Source organism: Haloarcula salina, from assembly GCF_010119195.1.
GTDB classification, from domain to species: Archaea; Halobacteriota; Halobacteria; order Halobacteriales; family Haloarculaceae; genus Haloarcula; species Haloarcula salina.
Genome location: NZ_WRXL01000002.1, coordinates 586,961 through 603,992, shown reverse-complemented (window position 1 = coordinate 603,992; position 17,032 = coordinate 586,961). Strand labels below are relative to the sequence as shown.

At 68.1% G+C, this 17,032-nt stretch carries 18 protein-coding genes; 11 read left to right on the top strand and 7 right to left on the bottom strand.

Translation table 11 applies throughout. The features are described from left to right. The first annotated feature begins 57 nt into the window (after positions 1-57). Both GM656_RS08125 and GM656_RS08120 read left to right on the top strand, forming a co-directional pair. Positions 58-1,275 (top strand): molybdopterin molybdotransferase MoeA, encoded by a 1,218-nt coding sequence (locus GM656_RS08125; RefSeq protein WP_162413157.1) that lies wholly within the window; start codon positions 58-60, stop codon positions 1,273-1,275. After that, positions 1,272-3,152 (top strand): molybdopterin biosynthesis protein, encoded by a 1,881-nt coding sequence (locus tag GM656_RS08120; protein ID WP_162413156.1) that lies wholly within the window; start codon positions 1,272-1,274, stop codon positions 3,150-3,152. The genes GM656_RS08125 and GM656_RS08120 overlap by 4 nt, the downstream gene beginning before the upstream one ends. Before the next feature lie 297 nt (positions 3,153-3,449). Here GM656_RS08120 and GM656_RS08115 read toward each other — a convergent pair whose 3' ends face one another. Then, a complete protein-coding gene (locus GM656_RS08115) occupies positions 3,450-4,295 on the bottom strand; it encodes a BKACE family enzyme (RefSeq protein ID WP_162413155.1) in 846 nt (281 codons plus the stop codon). A 2-nt stretch (positions 4,296-4,297) separates the two neighbouring features. Continuing rightward, positions 4,298-4,483 (bottom strand): hypothetical protein, encoded by a 186-nt coding sequence (locus GM656_RS08110; RefSeq protein ID WP_162413154.1) that lies wholly within the window; start codon positions 4,481-4,483, stop codon positions 4,298-4,300. A 125-nt stretch (positions 4,484-4,608) separates the two neighbouring features. Between GM656_RS08110 and GM656_RS08105 the strand changes: the two genes are divergently transcribed. The 5 genes from GM656_RS08105 to GM656_RS08085 all read left to right on the top strand — a co-directional run bounded on the left by GM656_RS08105 (position 4,609) and on the right by GM656_RS08085 (position 9,904). After that, positions 4,609-5,565, top strand: coding sequence for a ring-cleaving dioxygenase (locus GM656_RS08105; RefSeq protein ID WP_162413153.1), 957 nt, complete (start codon positions 4,609-4,611; stop codon positions 5,563-5,565). A gap of 6 nt (positions 5,566-5,571) precedes the next feature. Next, on the top strand, positions 5,572-6,792 hold the full coding sequence (locus GM656_RS08100; RefSeq protein ID WP_162413152.1) for an iron-containing alcohol dehydrogenase family protein: 1,221 nt from the start codon (positions 5,572-5,574) through the stop codon (positions 6,790-6,792). Between the two features lie 750 nt (positions 6,793-7,542). Continuing rightward, a complete protein-coding gene (locus GM656_RS08095) occupies positions 7,543-7,917 on the top strand; it encodes a winged helix-turn-helix transcriptional regulator (protein ID WP_162413151.1) in 375 nt (124 codons plus the stop codon). A 47-nt stretch (positions 7,918-7,964) separates the two neighbouring features. Continuing rightward, positions 7,965-8,375: a CoA-binding protein gene (locus GM656_RS08090; RefSeq protein WP_162413150.1), complete on the top strand. Its 411-nt coding sequence runs from the start codon at positions 7,965-7,967 to the stop codon at positions 8,373-8,375. A gap of 71 nt (positions 8,376-8,446) precedes the next feature. After that, a complete protein-coding gene (locus tag GM656_RS08085) occupies positions 8,447-9,904 on the top strand; it encodes a lipase maturation factor family protein (RefSeq protein ID WP_162413149.1) in 1,458 nt (485 codons plus the stop codon). Positions 9,905-9,980: 76 nt separating this feature from the next. Here the strand turns inward: GM656_RS08085 and GM656_RS08080 are convergent, their stop codons facing one another. Further along, a complete protein-coding gene (locus tag GM656_RS08080) occupies positions 9,981-10,379 on the bottom strand; it encodes a thiol-disulfide oxidoreductase DCC family protein (protein ID WP_162413148.1) in 399 nt (132 codons plus the stop codon). Between the two features lie 79 nt (positions 10,380-10,458). Here GM656_RS08080 and GM656_RS19045 point away from each other — a divergent pair, with 79 nt between their 5' ends. From GM656_RS19045 to GM656_RS08070, 3 genes are all read left to right on the top strand, one after another. Beyond that, positions 10,459-10,635, top strand: coding sequence for a hypothetical protein (locus GM656_RS19045; RefSeq protein WP_174242947.1), 177 nt, complete (start codon positions 10,459-10,461; stop codon positions 10,633-10,635). Positions 10,636-10,704: 69 nt separating this feature from the next. Then, a complete protein-coding gene (locus GM656_RS08075; RefSeq protein WP_162413147.1) occupies positions 10,705-10,947 on the top strand; it encodes a BolA/IbaG family iron-sulfur metabolism protein in 243 nt (80 codons plus the stop codon). Positions 10,948-11,037: 90 nt separating this feature from the next. After that, on the top strand, positions 11,038-11,376 hold the full coding sequence (locus GM656_RS08070; protein ID WP_162413146.1) for a glutaredoxin family protein: 339 nt from the start codon (positions 11,038-11,040) through the stop codon (positions 11,374-11,376). Positions 11,377-11,380: 4 nt separating this feature from the next. Here the strand turns inward: GM656_RS08070 and GM656_RS08065 are convergent, their stop codons facing one another. Then, on the bottom strand, positions 11,381-11,554 hold the full coding sequence (locus GM656_RS08065; RefSeq protein WP_162413145.1) for a DUF5786 family protein: 174 nt from the start codon (positions 11,552-11,554) through the stop codon (positions 11,381-11,383). 230 nt (positions 11,555-11,784) lie between these two features. Between GM656_RS08065 and GM656_RS08060 the strand changes: the two genes are divergently transcribed. Then, entirely contained in the window at positions 11,785-13,707 is a 1,923-nt protein-coding gene (locus GM656_RS08060) for a beta-CASP ribonuclease aCPSF1 (protein ID WP_162413144.1), read from the top strand. A gap of 34 nt (positions 13,708-13,741) precedes the next feature. Here GM656_RS08060 and GM656_RS08055 read toward each other — a convergent pair whose 3' ends face one another. The 3 genes from GM656_RS08055 to GM656_RS08045 all read right to left on the bottom strand — a co-directional run bounded on the left by GM656_RS08055 (position 13,742) and on the right by GM656_RS08045 (position 16,656). Then, complete coding sequence (locus GM656_RS08055; protein ID WP_162413143.1) at positions 13,742-14,752, bottom strand: DHH family phosphoesterase; 1,011 nt, start codon at positions 14,750-14,752, stop codon at positions 13,742-13,744. Positions 14,753-14,837: 85 nt separating this feature from the next. Continuing rightward, positions 14,838-15,926, bottom strand: a complete 1,089-nt coding sequence (gene moaA, locus GM656_RS08050; protein ID WP_162413142.1) for a GTP 3',8-cyclase MoaA — start codon at positions 15,924-15,926, stop codon at positions 14,838-14,840. 127 nt (positions 15,927-16,053) lie between these two features. Then, positions 16,054-16,656: a molybdenum cofactor guanylyltransferase gene (locus tag GM656_RS08045; protein WP_162413141.1), complete on the bottom strand. Its 603-nt coding sequence runs from the start codon at positions 16,654-16,656 to the stop codon at positions 16,054-16,056. Between the last annotated feature and the right edge of the window lie 376 nt (positions 16,657-17,032).

Below are 17,032 nucleotides of genomic sequence, written 5' to 3'. Positions count from 1 at the left end.
AGGGCCGCGAGACCTAAACCTGGCGAGCTTTTTGGTGTGGCGACCGCTCGTACGAGCATGAGCAACGAGTCACGCAGGTCGGCCGGCTTCAAGGACCGGACGCCCGTAGCGGCGGCTAGAGAGGCGCTGCTGGCGGCCGTGACGCCACACGAGCGGACCGAGCGGGTGCCGCTCCGCGACGCCGACGAGCGCGTGGTCGCGTCGACGGTCACCGCGGATCGACCGGTCCCGCACTACCGCCGGGCGGCGATGGACGGGTACGCGGTGCGGGCCGAGGACACGTTCGGCGCGAGTCGGCGGTCGCCGGCGAACCTCAGAGTCGACGAGGCAGTGACGGCCGGGACGGCGACCCGGGTCCACACGGGGAGCGAACTCCCGGAGGGGGCCGACGCCGTGGTGATGGTCGAGGAGGCGGACCGGACCGGCGACACCGTCGCGGTGTTCGACGCGGTCGCCGGCGGCGAGAACGTCGCGCCGGTCGGCGAGGACGTGGCGAAGGGCCAGACGCTGTACGAGGCGGGTCACCGGCTCCGCCCGTCGGACCTCGGGCTGGTGAAGTCCGTCGGCCGCGACGCCGTCGAGGTGTACGAGCGCCCCCGCGTCAGCGTGCTCCCGACCGGAGAGGAACTGGTTCAGGACGACCCCGGCCCCGGCGAGGTCGTCGAGACGAACGGCCAGACGGTCGCCCAGTACGTCGCGCGCTGGGGCGGCGAGGCGAGCTACCGAGAGGTGGTCACCGACGACGCCGACGCGCTCCGAGCGGCTATCAGCGCGGACCTTGACCACGACCTCGTCGTGACGACTGGCGGGTCGTCAGTCGGCGAGCGCGACCTGCTCCCGGAGGTCGTCGACGACCTCGGCGAGGTGCTGGTCCACGGCGTCGCGCTGAAGCCCGGCCACCCGGTCGCGCTGGGCGTCGTCGAGGGGACGCCGGTCCTCGCACTGCCCGGCTACCCCGTGGCCTGTATCGTCAACGCCGTCCAGTTCCTCCGGCCGGCGCTCCGCCGCGCGGGCCACCTCCCGCAGACCGCTCCGCCGACGACCGAGGCCGAACTGACCCGGAAGATAGCGAGCGAACCGGGGACGCGGACGTTCGCCCGGGTCGAACTGGACGACGAGGGGGACGAACCGACAGCGACGCCGACGCGCACCGGCGGCGCGGGCGTCCTCTCCAGCGTCGCGCTGGCGGACGGCTGGGTCGTCGTCCCCGAGTCCGTCGAGGGGTACGACGCCGGAGCCATTGTCGCAGTCGAGCACTGGGAGTGGTCGCAGTGAGCGACCGACGGGAGTTCCGCGACCTCGCCTCGCCCGAGGAAGCCCGAGAGGCCGTGGACGGCCTCGACATCGCCCCGGAGCCGGAGACGGTCCCGCTCGACGCGGCGCGTGACCGCGTCCTCGCCGAGCGGATCGACGCCGCCATCGACGTGCCCGGCTTCGACCGCGCGAGCATGGACGGCTACGCCGTGCGCGCCAGAGACACCTTCGGCGCGGACGAGGCCGACCCGAAGACGCTGTCCGTCGCCGGCGTCGTTCACGCGGGCGAGGAGCCCGACGTGACCGTCGAGCCGGGAACGGCGGCGGAGATCTCGACCGGCGCGGTGCTGCCCCCCGGCGCGGACGCCGTCGTGATGGTCGAGCGGACGACCGAGACCGACGACGGCGTCGACGTCCGCACGGCCGTCGCGCCCGGCGACCACGTGATGCTGGCCGGCGCGGACATCGCGGCCGGGGCGCGGGCGCTCGGCCCCGGGACGCGGCTCACGGCCCGGGAGATCGGCCTCCTCTCCGCGCTGGGCGTCGACGAGGTCCCGGTCCGGGGTCGCCCGCGCGTCGGCATCCTCTCGACGGGCGACGAGCTGGTCCGCCCCGGCGACGCCCTCGACAGCGCCGCCGGCCAGATCTACGACGTGAACAGCTACGCGCTCGCGACCGCCGTCGAGGAGGCCGGCGGCGACCCGGTGCTGTACCCCCACGCCGGCGACGACTTCGACGAGATGGAGCGGCTGCTCCGCGAGGCGGCCGACGAGTGCGACCTCGTCCTCTCGTCGGGGTCGACCAGCGCGAGCGCGGTCGACGTGATCTACCGCGTCATCGAGGAGCGCGGCGACCTCCGACTCCACGGCGTCGCGATCAAGCCCGGCAAGCCGATGCTGGTCGGGACCATCGGCGACTCGGCCTACGTCGGCCTGCCGGGCTACCCCGTGTCGGCACTGACCATCTTCCGGACGTTCGTCGCGCCGGCGCTCCGCGACGCCGCCGGACTGCCCGCGCCGGAGACGGCCGTCGTCACCGGTCGGATGGCGGTCGAGGAGCGCTACGGCGAGGGGCGTAGACGCCTGCTGCCCGCCGGACTCGTCGAGGACGGTGCGGGGACGACGCTGGTCTACCCCGTCGACAAGGGCAGCGGCGCGACGACGAGCCTCGTCGACGCCGACGGCTTCGTGGACGTGCCGGCGGGGACGGACTACCTGGCCGACGGCGAGGCCGTCGAGGTGACGCTCTTTTCGCCCGCCGTGAGACCGCCGACCCTGCTGGGGATGGGCGAGGACGATCCGCTGCTCTCGCGCCTGTTAGACGAGATCGACCGACCGCGCTACCTCCCGGTCGGCACGGCCGAGGGCCTCCGCCGTCTCGGTGACGGCGTACCGGACCTCGCTGTGGTCGCGGGCCCCGTCGATGCGGAGCCCGACGCGACCGACATCGGCGGGTGGACGCGAGAGTGGGGCCTCGTCGTCACCGAGGCGAGCGACGTGACGAGCCTGTCCGACCTCGTCGACGACTCGGTCCGGTTCGTCAACCGCGACGGCGGCTCCGGCCTGCGGCGGAGCCTCGACGACTCGCTCGACGCGCTGGCCGACGAGCGGGGCGTCGGTCGGGCCGCCCTCACCGAGGCCATCGAGGGCTACGAACTCACCGCGAAGGCCCACGAGAGCCCGGCCCGGAAAGTGCGAAACGGGGACGCCGACGCCGGCCTCGGGCTCCGCGCGACCGCGACGAAGCTCGGGCTCGGGTTCGTCCCGCTCGGGACCCAGTCGGTCCGCGTCCTCGCCGCTCCAGACCGGCGCGAGAAGCCGAGCGTCGCCGACTTCGAATCGATACTCGACGACCTCGAAGCGCGGACGGACGGCCTAGACGGATTCGACCCCCGCTGACGTCGGCGGTCGCGACCGGTTCCGGAGTTCGTCTGCCTGCGCGATCCCGTGCGCACCTCTCGGAATATGATAGTATATCTTCCGGGGGAAAAATACAATACTCGTATATGGGCGTATCACCTCTCGTTATTCGGTATTTCGAGGATATAGTTGTCTATATATCCCCACATTTCCGCATCTGGCGGCTACATTACTGATACTGCACACGCGTCGGTCGAAAAAGCGAACATATCCGTTTCCTTCTCGCTCGAACGGATCGAAGTAGGAACCGGCCGCCGATGGAATTGCGGGGGTCGGTCACTTCAGCCCCAGAATCGCCCGCGCTTCCGCCGTCGAAGCGACGGGGCGGCCCAGTTCGGCGGCCACCCGCACCACGCGCTCGACGAGGCGGGCGTTGCTCTCCGCGAGTTCGCCGCGCTCGTAGTAGACGTTGTCTTCGAGGCCGACGCGGACGTGGCCGCCGAACAGCACCCCCATCGCGGCGAAGGGCAACTGGTGGCGACCGAACCCGAGCGTGTTGAACAGCGCGCCCTCGGGGAGATTTCGGACGGCGTTGAGGAAGTTCCCGGGCGTCGGCGGGGCGAGCGTTCCCGGGCCGAAGATGAGGGTCGCGTACACGGGGTCGGCGAGGTCGCGCCGGTCGAGCAGGCCGCGGACCTCGTTCAGGTGGCCGTCGTTGAACGCCTCCAGTTCCGGCTTGATGCCGCGGTCGACCATCTCGGCGTGGAGCGAGTCGACCAGCGCGCGGGTGTTCTCGCTGGTCAGGCGGTCGTAGCGGTTCAGCGGCCCCATATCGAGCGACGCCATCTCCGGCGGCGGGTCGGTCCGAAGCGGCTGGTGGCGAACGTCGTCCGGCGCGCCCGTCCCGCCGGTCGAGTGCTGGATGATCACGTCGTCGGTGTGCCGGCGGACGGCGTCGTCGATCTCCTGGAACCGCGCCGTCTCGAACGAGCGCTCGCCGTTCGGTCGGCGAGCGTGGAGATGAACCACCGAAGCGCCCGCGGCCTCCACTTTTGCCGCCGCTCGACCGATCTCCGCGGGCGTCTCGGGGAGGTTCGGGTTCGCCTCCTTGCCGTGGACGCCGCCGGTCAGCGCCGCGGTGACGATCACCGGCTCCGCGGCGAGGTAGTCGTCGTATCCCACGGCTACTCGACCTCCGCGTGGGCGCGGTAGATCTCGCAGTCGCGCTCGTGGTCGAGGTCGTAGCGGTCGTTGCAGATGTCGGCCCGCATCGGCTGGACGAGCGACGACGACGCGGTGCAGTACGCCCGCTCGTGGTCGAACGACGCGTGCCCGTCGGCGCTTCGGTACTCGAGATAGGGACAGGCCATGGCCGGCGATACGATCCGGGGCGTGTTAACGCTTCAGTTGCCTCCGGTGACGTAGTAACACCGGCGTCCGCCGGTGACGCGGGGGTGAGAAAAGCTACTCAACCGTGGGGGCCGTATTCGTCGGTATGGCACCCGACACCGGCGGTCTGCACCACGTCACGGCCATCGCCGGCGACCCGGAGCGCAACGCCGAGTTCTACGTTGAGACGCTCGGCCTCCGGTTCGTCAAGCGCACCGTCAATCACGACGACCCCGGAACGTACCACTTCTACTTCGGCGACGGCGAGGGGACGCCGGGGACGAATATCACCTTCTTCCCCTGGACAGACAGCGGCCGACGGGGGACCTTCGGGGCAGGCCAGACGCAGACGACGGCGTACCTCGTCGACGAGGGCTCGATGGGCTACTGGCTCGACAGACTCGGCGACCGCAGCGTCGACGTGACGCGGACCGAGCGGTTCGACGAGACCGTCCTCCGGTTCGAGGACCCGGACGGTATCACCCTCGAACTCGTGGCGGCCGACGTGCCGTCGGACGCCGTCCCGTGGGACGACAGTCCCGTTCCGGCCGAACACCAGCTCCAGGGCTTCCACGGTGTCACACTGGCGCTCAGCGACATCGAACCCACGGCCGAGGTGCTCACGGACGTGCTGGGATACGTCCACGAAGCGACCGAGGACGGCCGCCACCGCTACCGGAGCGCGACCGGCGGCCCGGGTTCGGTCGTCGACCTGGTCGAAACGGACCTCGAACGGGGACGGATGGCCGTCGGAACGGTCCACCACGTCGCGTTCCGGGCCGAAACCACCGCGGACCTGGAGGCCTATCGCGAAGCGTACCAAGAACGCGGGATTTCGCCGAGTCCCATCATCGACCGCACGTACTTCCACGCGCTCTACGCCCGGGAGCCCGGCGGTGTCCTGTTCGAGATCTCAACTGCGGGCCCGGGCTTCACCGTCGACGAGGACCTCGACGACCTCGGCTCGCGGCTGACGCTCCCGGAGAAATTGGAACCGGACCGCGACGCCATCGAGCGACAGCTCCCCCCGTTCGAGAGGCCGAATCCCGAGGGAGGCGACTGAGTGGCGATGGCCAATCCGATCGGTGGGGACCTCGCCGCGCCGTTCCGGTTCGACTACGACCCGGCCGCGCTCCGGTACGGCCCCGGTAGCACGGCGTCACTCGGCGACGAACTCGCCGCGCACGGCTGCGACCGCGCGCTCGTCGTCTGCGGGTCGACCGTCGGCGAGACGCCGGCCGTGATGGACCCCGTCCGCGACGGTCTCGGCGACAGTCTCGCCGGCACCTTCGCGGAGACGACGCCGCAAAAGCGCCTCGGCACCGCATACGACGCCCTCGACGCGTTCCGAGCGGCCGACGCAGACTGCCTCGTCGCCGTCGGCGGCGGGAGCAGCCTCGACGTGGCGAAAATCGCCGGCGTCCTCGCCGCGACCGACCGCGACCCCGACGCCGTCGGTCGCACGCTCGTCGATACGGGGACGCTTCCGGTTCCCGACGCGGGGCTGCCGCCTGTCGTCGCCGTCCCGACGACGCTCGCCGGGGCCGACCTCTCGTCGGTGGCCGGCGTCACCGCGGCCCCCGACACCTGTCCGGTCGACGAACCGGTCAGCGGCGGCGTCGGCGACCCCGGCCTGATGCCGGCCGCCGTCTGCTACGACCCCGAGCTGGTGGCGACGACGCCGCGGACCGTCCTCGCCGCGTCCGCGATGAACGGCTTCGACAAGGGCGTCGAGACGCTGTACGCCGCGAACGCCACGCCGGTCACCGACGCCACGGCCTCGCGCGGCCTCGAACTGCTCACCGAGGGCCTGCTCGCCTACGGCGACGGCACCGAGGAGCCGTGGGTGTACCGCGCGCTCACCCAGGGAATCATGCTCGTCCAGTACGGCATCTCGCGGGCCGACGGGACGACGCTGTCGCTGATCCACGCCTTCGGCCACGGACTGACGCGCACCTACGCGGTCCAGCAGGGCGCGGCCCACGCGGTCGTCGCTCCGCACGCGCTCTCGTACCTGTTCGAGCGGGTCGACGGCCGGCGGGACCTGCTCGCCGACGCGCTCGGGGTCGGCGACGCCGACGACCCCGCCGCCGCAGTGGTCGACCGCGTGGCAGCAGTCGCCAGCGCCCTGTCGCTTCCGACGCGCCTCCGGGACGTTGACGGTCCGGACCGCGACGCGTTCCCGGCCGTCGCCGACGCCGTGCTCGCCGACTCGTTCATGGCGAACGCGCCGCCGGGGCTGGACCCGTCGACGGACGACCTCGAAGGCGTGCTCCGTGCGGCCTGGTAGGTCAGCGAACGGTCTCGACCGGGAGCGTCTGGTCGGCGCGCTTGACCTCGTGTTGCACGTCCCGTGGCGGTGTCGGTCAAACAACACCCGACGCTAGCATTCGGCAGCGAGAGCACTATCGGAGTCCCGTTCGTGACGACGGCCTGGTCGACCCGTCGTTCGCGAAAAACACATCAGTGATGAACCGCGAGCAATTCGTCGTAACGTACGTACTGCTGTTATTTATCTCTGCTAGACCGGTCGACGGCAGTGGCCCATCCCGATGGCATCGGTCCCGGCGGTTCGGGCCAGTGACCGACAGTACAGCTGACAGGTAGCCGAACTCACGACCCTGTTCACCGATCGCCTCGGAGCCGCCCGATCGACGAAATGATAAATATACTAGTATCAAGTGAATTCTGATAATACTGATGTGCCGATCGTACCGCGTGTTTCTTCGAGCGGTGAAATCAGACCAACAAATAGACTCTACCGACAGATGTGTCGCTCGAACTGTACGGCCGGCAGCGTTCGGTCGAACTCTCTCAGATCCTGCTATGACGCCAGTCAGAGTTAGTTGAGAGGGGTTCGAATAATATCGGGGGAGACAGCTACTACCTATGTTTATTCGATTATTTAGATAGAATAGTAAGAATTCGATAATATCGTATACGACGGTCGATTGGAGGGTCGCACTGTGGCGACTGACGCGACGTAATGGCCTAACCAGGGGTAACCTATTAGCGGGCCGCGAGTGAACGGTCACCAACAATGACCGACTCACCGGAGAAGCTCTCCGTCTGGTGTGCCGGCGAAGAGTGGTGTCCGATAACCACCACGGCGTCGCTCATCGGGAAGAAGTGGCACCCCGTCATCGTCCACCGACTGCTGGAGCACGGTCCCTCGGGGTTCAACGAGCTCAAGGAGAACGTCGACGGCATCTCCTCGAAGGTGCTGTCCGACAGTCTCGAAGACCTCCAAGAGAAGGGGCTGGTCGACCGAGAAGTCATCAGCGAACAGCCGTTTCGAGTCAATTACTCGCTGACGGAGCGCGGGGCGTCGCTCGAACCGGTCATCGACGAGATGGCGAAGTGGGGCCAGGAACACCTGGATGAACCGGCCGACGCGGACGACGGCATCCGGTGACGGCCGCCGGGCAATAGCTTTTGACGCTGCCCGGCCAATCTGGTGGTATGCCCGTAACTGACGAGGCGGAACTCCAAGCGATACTGGAACTGGACCGCGTCGCCGTCGTCGGCTGTTCGGCCAGCCCCGGCAAGGACGCCCACGAGATCCCGAAGTACCTCCTCGAGCAGGGCTACGACGTGATTCCGGTCAACCCCTTCGCCGACGAGATATTCGGCCGCGAGACGTACGACTCGCTCGCCGACGTGCCGGGCGAGGTGGACATCGTCGACGTGTTCCGGCCGAGCGAGGAGGTCAGCGACATCGTCGACGCGGCGCTGGAACGCGACGACGACGCCGTGATCTGGCTCCAGCTCGGAATCCACGACGACGAGGCCGTGGAGCGCGCGGAAGCGGCCGGTCGCCGCGTCGTCCAGGACCGGTGCATGAAGCCGACGCACCAGCAGCTCATGGGCTAACGTGGCCGGCCCGGACGACCGCGTCGCCCACGCCCGGTACGTCTATGGCGATGGCCGGACGATAGCCGACCATGCTCCCGTGGGACGCGGGGTCCTACTGGCTCGTACGGGTCCTGTTTCACAGGGGACTCGCGGCGATCTACCTGCTCGCCTTCCTCGTCGCGGCCAAACAGTTCCGGCCGCTCGCGGGCGAGGACGGCCTGCTTCCGATCCGGCAGTACGTCGACCGTCACTCGTTTCGAGAGCGGCCCAGCCTGTTCTACTACTATCCGAGCGACCGCGTCATCGGCGTCGCGGCGTGGGCCGGCGTCGGCCTCTCGGCGGTCGCGCTCGCGGGCGGCCCCTCGTGGCTCCCGACGCCCTACGCCGTCCCGGCGTCGATAGCGCTCTGGCTCGCGCTGTGGGGGCTGTACCTCTCCTTCGTCAACGCCGGGCAGACGTTCTACGGGTACGGCTGGGAGTCGATGCTGCTGGAGACCGGCTTCCTCGCAGCGTTTCTCGGAGCCGGGCCGACGGGGCCGCCGGTGGTCGTCGTCTGGCTCCTGAAGTGGGTGCTGTTTCGCAACATGTTCGGCGCGGGCCTCATCAAACTCCGCGGGGACGACTGCTGGCGGGACTGCACCGCGCTCGACTCCCACTACGAGACCCAGCCGATCCCCAACCCCGTGAGCTGGTACGCCCACCACCTGCCCGACCGCTTCCACAGGGTCGAAGTGCTCGGGAACCACGTCGTCGAAGTCGCGGTCCCGTTCCTCTACTTCGCGCCCCAGCCCTGGGCCTCGGTCGCTGGCGCGGCGACCGTCGGCTTCCAGGGGTGGCTCATGGTCACGGGGAACTTCTCGTGGCTCAACGCCCTCACCATCGTCCAGGCGGTCGCGACGTTCAGCGACGGCGTGCTCACCGCCGTCCTGCCGGTCACCGCGCCGACGGCGTCTAGCCCGCCGCTGTACCTCCAGGTCCTCGCTCTCGCCCTCGCCGCCGTCGTCCTCTGGCGGAGCGTCGGCCCGGCGCGAAACATCCTCTCGGAGCGCCAGGTGATGAACACCGCCTTCGACCCGCTGCACCTCGTCAACACCTACGGCGCGTTCGGGTCGATCACCCGCGACCGCTACGAGATCGTCGTCCAGGGGACGGCCGAAGACGCGGTGACGCCCGATACGGAGTGGGAGACCTACGAATTCAAGGGCAAGCCGACCGACCCTGGCCGGCGACCGCGACAGGTCGCACCCTACCACTATCGGCTGGACTGGCAGCTGTGGTTCGCGGCGATGGCCCCGACGCCCCACCGGAGCCCGTGGTTCCTGGCGCTGTTGCAAAAGCTCCTCGACGGCGACGAGGCGACGCGCGCTCTCCTCGAATCGGTCCCGTTCCCCGAGGGGACGCCGACGCACGTCCGCGCGGTCCGCTACCGCTACCGGTTCACGACTCCGGAGGAACGCCGCGAGACCGGCCGATGGTGGGTCCGCGAGCGGGTGGGGACCTACGTCAGTCCGGTCGGCGAGGGCGACCTGCGGCTCACCCGGGCCTGACGCCGACTATAGTAGCCATTGAAAGTCAGTACACACCCGATCGCACGACAGCAGTGCGATCGGTGTGTTTATCGTTTCAATTGTTACTATAGCAGTTCGAATCGCCCGTGCTCGCCGGCGGCGTCTTCGAGAGGTACTTCCCCCACCGACTCCGGTCGTCCGCGACGCGGCGGTAGGCGCGCTCGCGGAGCCGTTCGTAGTCCTCGAACTGGTCGAGGAACTCGATCACCGGGCGCGCCAGCTCGCCCGGGCCGGTCCGCGCCAGCGCCGCCTCGATGGACGCGCCACAGGAGTACACCTCGTCCCCGGTGACGAAGTGCGAGCAGGACTCGTAGTCCTCGGGCAGTCGCGCCAGCAGGTCGTCGTCGAGTTCCGAGAACCCGACGATGTCGACGTCCGAGCGGGTCCGGACGAAGTCGGCGCACCAGGTACAGAAGCCGCAGTCGTCGTCGTAGACGAGTGTACCGTCGCTCATATCCGTGTCTAGGGAGGCGACGCACAAACGGGTTCCGCCGGTCGGCAGGACTTTACCGCCGCTCGTGCCAGAACGACGCATGGAGCGGTTCGTCGAACTCGTGGTCGCCGGCGGGCTGGCGACCGTCGCCGGACTCTGGGTGACGCGGCTGGCGGCGTCCCGCTCGTCCCTGTGGCTCGCCGGGGCCGCGCTCGCGGGCCTCGGACTGCTCGCTCTCGGCGCGGGAATCGCCCGCGAAGTGTCGCCTGCCTGGTGACGAGACGCCGGAGCGGTATCGCGCCACGCGACGCCAACTGTTTTGGCCGCCCGCGCCCTCGGAACGGACATGAACGAAGCAGAGGTCGCCGCGCTCATCGAGGACGAACTGCCGGACGCGACGGCGACGGTCACCACGCCGCGAGACCCCGACGACGACAAGCACTACGCCGTCCGGGTGGTCTCGCCGGCCTTCGAGGGAGAGACGCTCGTCGACCAGCACCAGCTCGTCCACGACGCGCTGGGCGAACACCTCACCCGCGATATTCACGCCATCGAACTCCGGACGCTGACGCCCGACGAGGCGGAGTAGCCGGACTCGTCAGGGCCACCACCGGGTCCACGCTCGCGGTCCTTGCCCAGTCGTCGGTACGCCTTTACCCGTGGTCGCACTAGGGCAGGTATGGCATTCGAACCCGAAGAGGTCTCACCCGAGGAGGTCACCGACCACGTCGACAGCGCCATCGCGGACAACGAGGTCGTCCTGTTCATGAAGGGCGACGAGCTGATGCCCCAGTGTGGCTACTCCCGGAAGGCGCTCGGGCTGCTCACACAGTACCGAGACGACGTAGAGACCGTGAACGTGCTGCGCGCGACCGACGCCTACCGCGAGGCGCTGGAGCGCCACAGCGGCCGCGAGACGATTCCCCAGACGTTCGTCGACGGGGAGTTCATCGGCGGCAGCGACATCCTCGAACAGCTCGACGAACGCGGTGAACTCGAAGCGAAAATCGGCGGCTAAGTCCCTATTCGTCGTCTTTCATCTCGCCGAGTTTGTCGACGAGGTCGCTCGTCGACGCCTCCGTCTCGAAGGAGACCGAGCCGTCGTGGTCGTTCTCGTGGACGGCGACGCCGTCGCTGTCGTCCGCGTCTACGTTGTTGTCCTTCTGCTCGGATTCGTCGTAGCTACCAAAACCCATGTCTCGTACGGGGGGCGTGGGACACTAAAATCAGACGATCTCGCGGGCCGGACGCTACCAGCTACCATTCCACGACGACGCACTGGTGTCCCGCGACGACTGGTGAAACCGGACGGCGGCGCCCTGTAAGCAAAGGTTCTTAACTGTCCTCGTTCTCCCACCTAGATAACGGCACCCGAGAGCCGTGGTTTTCCGACGGCTATCGCGCCTCCACCGGAATCTTCAAAGCTATGAGTTCAGCAGACGAGACACTTGAGAGAATCAAAGCACAGGTCGAAGCGGAGACGCCAGACGACATCGAGATCGAGTCCGTCGAGTTCGAAGGGCCGGAACTCGTAATCTACACGCCCGACGCGCGGACCGTCGCCAACCGCGACGGCATCGTCAGGAACCTCGCACAGACGCTTCGCAAGCGCATCAACGTCCGCCCCACGCAGGAGGCGCTGGTCCCCCACGAGGAAGCACGGGTCCGCATCACCGAGACCATCCCCGAGGACGCCGGCGTCCAGAACCTCGATTTCGACAGCCAGACCGGCGAGGTGTTCATCGAGGCCGAGAAACCCGGCCGCGTCATCGGCCGTCACGGCGCGACGCTGGACGAGATTTCGGGCTCGGTCGGCTGGACGCCCGAAGTCGTCCGCACGCCCCCGATGGAGTCCTCGACGGTCTCCAACGTTCGAAACTTCCTCAAGCAAGAGCGCGACGACCGCCGTGACATCCTCCAGCGCGTCGGCCGGCAGATCAACCGCCCGATGACGAACGACGACGACTGGGTGCGCCTGACGACGCTCGGGTGCTGTCGGGAGGTCGGCCGCGCGTCGTTCATCCTCTCGACCCCCGAGTCGCGCATCCTCATCGACTGCGGCGACAAGCCCGGCGCGGAGGGCGAGGTCCCGTACCTCCAGGCCCCCGAAGCGCTCGCCGCGGGCCCGAACTCGCTGGACGCGGTGGTCCTGACCCACGCCCACCTCGACCACTCCGCGCTCATCCCGATCCTGTTCAAGTACGGCTACGACGGCCCCATCTACACCACCGCCCCGACGCGGGACCTGATGGGCCTGCTCCAACTGGACTACCTCGACGTGGCCTCGAAGGAGGGACGCACGCCGCCCTACGAGAGCCAGCAGGTCCGTAACGCGCTGAAACACACGATCCCGCTGGAGTTCGGCAACGTCACCGACATCGCCCCCGACGTGAAGCTGACGATGCACAACGCGGGCCACATCCTCGGCTCCGCGGTCTGTCACTTCCACATCGGCGAGGGCCGGTACAACGTCGCGTTCTCCGGCGACATCCACTACAAGGACACGCGCCTGCTCGACGGCGCGGTCAACGACTTCCCGCGGGTGGAGACGCTCGTCCTCGAATCGACCTACGGGGGCAAGAACGACTACCAGACCGACCAGTCCGACTCCGAGCGCGTCCTGCGCGACGTGATCAACACCGCCCACGAGAAGGAGGGCCACATCCTCATCCCCGCCTTCGCCGTGGGCCGCTCGCAGGAGCTCATGCTCGTCCTCGAAGAAGCCATGCGAAAGGGCGACATCCCGACGATGCCGGTGTACTTAGACGGGATGATCCGCGAAGCGACGGCTATCCACACCGCCTACCCCGAGTACCTCCGCGACGACCTCCGCCAGCGCATCCTCTACGAGGACGAGAACCCCTTCCTCGCCGAGCAGTTCGAGCAGGTCGACGGCGGCGAGGAGATGCGCCGCGACATCACCGACGACGAGCCGGCCATCATCCTGACCACCTCCGGGATGGTCACCGGCGGCCCGGTGATGTCCTGGCTCCGCCTGCTGGGCAGCGACCCGGACAACACGATGGTGTTCGTCGGCTACCAGGCCGAAGGGACCCTCGGTCGCCAGATCCAGCGCGGCCAGGACGAGATCACGCTCGGCGACGGCAGCGGTCCGCGCGCCGAGCGGGTGAGCCTCAAGATGGACGTGGAGACGGTCGACGGCTTCTCCGGTCACGCCGACCGCCAGGGGCTCGAATCCTTCGTCGAGACGATGCACCCCCGCCCCGAGAAGATCCTCTGTGTCCACGGCGACGAGTCCTCGACGAACCAGCTCTCCTCGGCGCTGTACCAGAAGTTCAACATGCGGACGCACAACCCGAAGAACCTCGAAACCTTCCGGCTGTCCTGATCGCGGGGCAGTCCGCCTGTCGGCCGCTTCCCGGCTACTCCTCGGCGATATTCAGTTCGGCTAGCAGGCGAGCCGTGATGACCTGCTCGACGATGGATACGAGGACCGAATCGTCCGTCGTGTAGTCGGCGAAGATGCCGAGCGGAATCTCGCCGCCGGCCATCTCCCGGTGGCCGCCGGCGCTGCCCACGTCGTCGAAGGCGTCATCGAGCGCGTCCCCCACGTGGATACGCGAGTCCGTCGACCGGGCGCTGAGCTGGATGCTGTCGTCGACGATGCCGAAGACGATGGCCGTCTCGACGCCTTCGAGCGTCGCCAGGTAGTCGGCGGCCTGCGGCAGGGCGTCGCGCTCTGACGTCCGGCCGACGTGCGAGATGAGGACCGAGCCCTTGACGTTCCGGTTCTCGATGGCGTCACCGATGGCGTCGATGGTGGCCCCGCTGACCGACGGCGACGCCAGCGTCCGCAGGAGCGACGAGTCCGCCCGGTCGGTGAGAAAGCCCGCCGCCCCGTACTCGTCCGGCGTCGTCCCGCGGAGGAACCCGAGCGTCTCGCGGCGGATGGCGAACAACAGCGCCGTCGCCACCTTCGGGTCGAGTTCGATCTCGAGGTCGCGGACGTACTCCGTCAGTATCGTCGCCGTCGCGCCGATGTGCTCCCGGTGGTCGACGAAACGTCCCTCGATGTCTTCGGCGGGGTGGTGGTCGATGACGATGTCGACCGCCACGTCCTCGGGGACGCGGTTGTTCGTGCCGGGCACGGAGTGATCGACGAACGCCAGCAACTCCGTCGACGGTCGGTCGCGGACGACGTCGGGGTCGAACTCCCGGAGGTCCATGTCGAGGAGGTTGACGAACGAGCGGTTCTGCTGATGGGAGATCTCGCCGCTGTAGAGGATCCGCCGCTCGTCGATGCCGACGTGGCCCGCGATGCGACCCAGCGCGAGCGCGCTCGCCAGGCAGTCCGGGTCGGGGTTGTTGTGACAGACGATGGTGAGCGCTTCCGCTTCGCCGAGCAACTCCGCCAGTTCCATTGCGGGACGCATCTTCTGGTGTCGCTTGGGGCTCCCGACACAAGCGTCTATGGGCGCCACGTCGCAGGCGTCTCTCGCCGAGCGGGTCCGACAGTGACTACTCGGAGTACTCGTAGGGAGCGCGGTCACCGTCGGTGTCGACGTACGCGTCGTTGCGTTCCCACCCGCCGTCGTCGGTCTCGACGAGGTACTCGCCGTAGTACGGGACCCGCGTGTCGACCGTCTCGCGGAACGCCGCCCGCATCGACGACTTGTCGTCGCCGATGTCCCGGAGGTCGTCGTTGCGGTTCAGACAGCCCTTGAGGTAGCCGTCGTGGGTCAGTCGGACGCGGTGGCAGTTGGCACAGAAGTCCGCGTTGCCGACGGGGTCGACGATCTCGACCATCCCGCTGTTGCGTGCGTCGACCGGGGGCGTCCGCACGCCGCCGTCCGAGGCCGCGAGCGAGGTCCCGGTGTGGGCCGCCTCGTCCGCGTCGGCGTCGCTTTCGCTGTGGATCCAGTAGCGCTTGCGGTCGTGCATCTCCCGGTGTTCGACCCGGTCGGCGCGGTCTTCGAGCCAGTCGTGGACGCGCTGGATGTCGATGGCCCACTCCGGGTGGCCGGCCAGTTCCGGCATGTACTCGATGAGCTGGAGCTGGAGGCCGGGGTTCTCGGCGACGTGGTCGACCATCTTCGGGACGTAGCCCGCGGTGGGCTCGAAGACGACCATGTTGAGCTTCACCGGGGCCAGTCCGGCGTCCAGGGCCGCCTCGACGCCTTCGAGAACGCGGTCGTAGGCCCCGCTCTGTGTCAGTTCCGCGAACGCGTCGGCGTCGAGCGCGTCCTGCGAGACGTTGACCCGTTCGAGGCCGGCGTCGACCAAGTCGTCAGCGCGGCCGGGAAGGAAGGTCCCGTTGGTCGTCATCGACACCTCCATCTCGTCGGGCGCGCGCCGGACGATGTCTTCGACGTCCTCGCGCAGCATCGGCTCCCCGCCCGTGAACTTCACCGAGTCGACCCCGAACTCGGCCGCGACTTCGAGGAAGGCGACGACGGTGTCCGTCGAGAGTTCGTCGTCCTGTGGCTCCATCGGGCCGCGCGTGTCCCCGAGTCCTTCGTTGTGGCAGTAGACGCAATCGAAGTTACACCGATCGGTGAGCGAGACCCGCACTCCCGTCACCTCGCGGCCGAAGTCGTCCTCGAGCATTTCCTTGGTACGGATTCACAGCACAGCGTCTTAAATGGCGTGAATGCAACAGTACGCGCCGGTCGATCGTGGCTTCGTGTGGCGAACTGGCCACGCGCGACAACGGTGTCACAAACGGGGCGCACGCTCACAACTGCTCGGCGACCGCGTCCAGTTCCGCAGGGGTGTTGACGTTCTCCAGCGATGGGAGCGCACCGTGTCGCCGGATCGCTTCGCGCTGGACGACCGCGCAGTCCAGTTCCGCCACCGCGTCGCGGAGTCGGCGCTCTCCCCGCTCCAGCGCGCCCCGACAGGCCGCCAGCATCGGTTCGGTCCGGTAGACTGCCTGTGCCGGCTGGAGCCACTCGTCCGGTCGGGGGACCGCCCCGTCGCGTCCGCGGGCCCGCTCGAAGAGGTAGGTGACGAACGCCGGATCGACCAGTGGCATGTCGCAGGCGACGACGGCGGCGTACTCGCTCTCGACGGCGGCGAGACCGGCGGCGACGCCGGCGACGGGGCCTTCGTCCGGCCGCTCATCCGTAGCGAATGTCACGCCGTCGAGGCCGTCGAGCGCCGCTGTGATGGACGTGACCTGTTCCGCACGACAGTTGACGACGAGCCCGTCCACCGCGGAGTCGAGCCGGTCAGCGACGCGACGGATCATCGGCGTCCCCGCGAGATCGGCGACCGCCTTGTCGCGACCGCCAAAGCGCGTCGAGCGACCCCCGGCCACGACGACGCCAGTACGCATACGCGCCCCTTGTCGCACACGGTAGATAGGTGCTTCGTGAGACCGACCACCGGTCGGACGACTCTCGAATCGGTTCCGTGTGGACATCGTCGGCAGCCTTCTCTTCCACCGCATTCAGATGAGGTCTCGAAAATACAAGACTGAAGAAAAGAGATATGAATTCATAAGTAAAAAATCTCTAACGATATTTCGGATATATGGTCTTAGTTTACAGAATAAATATTCAAATAGTGGATTTCCTTCCTCGACTTCAGGGAATCTCTTTCCCAAATACCGCCCGACACGAAAATAATAGGTGTACTCATGTTATTCAGACGCTTATTCGAGTCTGGTCGCACCGACCTGACCGCTCGGCCAGCAGTGTGGGAATATGTTC

Bases quoted from the DNA above. Each gene is read 5' to 3' on its own strand.
- GM656_RS08125 (WP_162413157.1), top strand. From the start codon at position 58: ATGAGCAACGAGTCACGCAGGTCGGCCGGCTTCAAGGACCGGACGCCC.
- GM656_RS08110 (WP_162413154.1), bottom strand. From the start codon at position 4,483: ATGGCCTGTCCCTATCTCGAGTACCGAAGCGCCGACGGGCACGCGTCG.
- GM656_RS08105 (WP_162413153.1), top strand. From the start codon at position 4,609: ATGGCACCCGACACCGGCGGTCTGCACCACGTCACGGCCATCGCCGGC.
- GM656_RS08100 (WP_162413152.1), top strand. From the start codon at position 5,572: ATGGCCAATCCGATCGGTGGGGACCTCGCCGCGCCGTTCCGGTTCGAC.
- GM656_RS08095 (WP_162413151.1), top strand. From the start codon at position 7,543: ATGACCGACTCACCGGAGAAGCTCTCCGTCTGGTGTGCCGGCGAAGAG.
- GM656_RS08090 (WP_162413150.1), top strand. From the start codon at position 7,965: ATGCCCGTAACTGACGAGGCGGAACTCCAAGCGATACTGGAACTGGAC.
- GM656_RS08085 (WP_162413149.1), top strand. From the start codon at position 8,447: ATGCTCCCGTGGGACGCGGGGTCCTACTGGCTCGTACGGGTCCTGTTT.
- GM656_RS08080 (WP_162413148.1), bottom strand. From the start codon at position 10,379: ATGAGCGACGGTACACTCGTCTACGACGACGACTGCGGCTTCTGTACC.
- GM656_RS19045 (WP_174242947.1), top strand. From the start codon at position 10,459: ATGGAGCGGTTCGTCGAACTCGTGGTCGCCGGCGGGCTGGCGACCGTC.
- GM656_RS08075 (WP_162413147.1), top strand. From the start codon at position 10,705: ATGAACGAAGCAGAGGTCGCCGCGCTCATCGAGGACGAACTGCCGGAC.
- GM656_RS08070 (WP_162413146.1), top strand. From the start codon at position 11,038: ATGGCATTCGAACCCGAAGAGGTCTCACCCGAGGAGGTCACCGACCAC.
- GM656_RS08065 (WP_162413145.1), bottom strand. From the start codon at position 11,554: ATGGGTTTTGGTAGCTACGACGAATCCGAGCAGAAGGACAACAACGTA.
- GM656_RS08060 (WP_162413144.1), top strand. From the start codon at position 11,785: ATGAGTTCAGCAGACGAGACACTTGAGAGAATCAAAGCACAGGTCGAA.
- GM656_RS08055 (WP_162413143.1), bottom strand. From the start codon at position 14,752: ATGCGTCCCGCAATGGAACTGGCGGAGTTGCTCGGCGAAGCGGAAGCG.
- moaA (WP_162413142.1), bottom strand. From the start codon at position 15,926: ATGCTCGAGGACGACTTCGGCCGCGAGGTGACGGGAGTGCGGGTCTCG.
- GM656_RS08045 (WP_162413141.1), bottom strand. From the start codon at position 16,656: ATGCGTACTGGCGTCGTCGTGGCCGGGGGTCGCTCGACGCGCTTTGGC.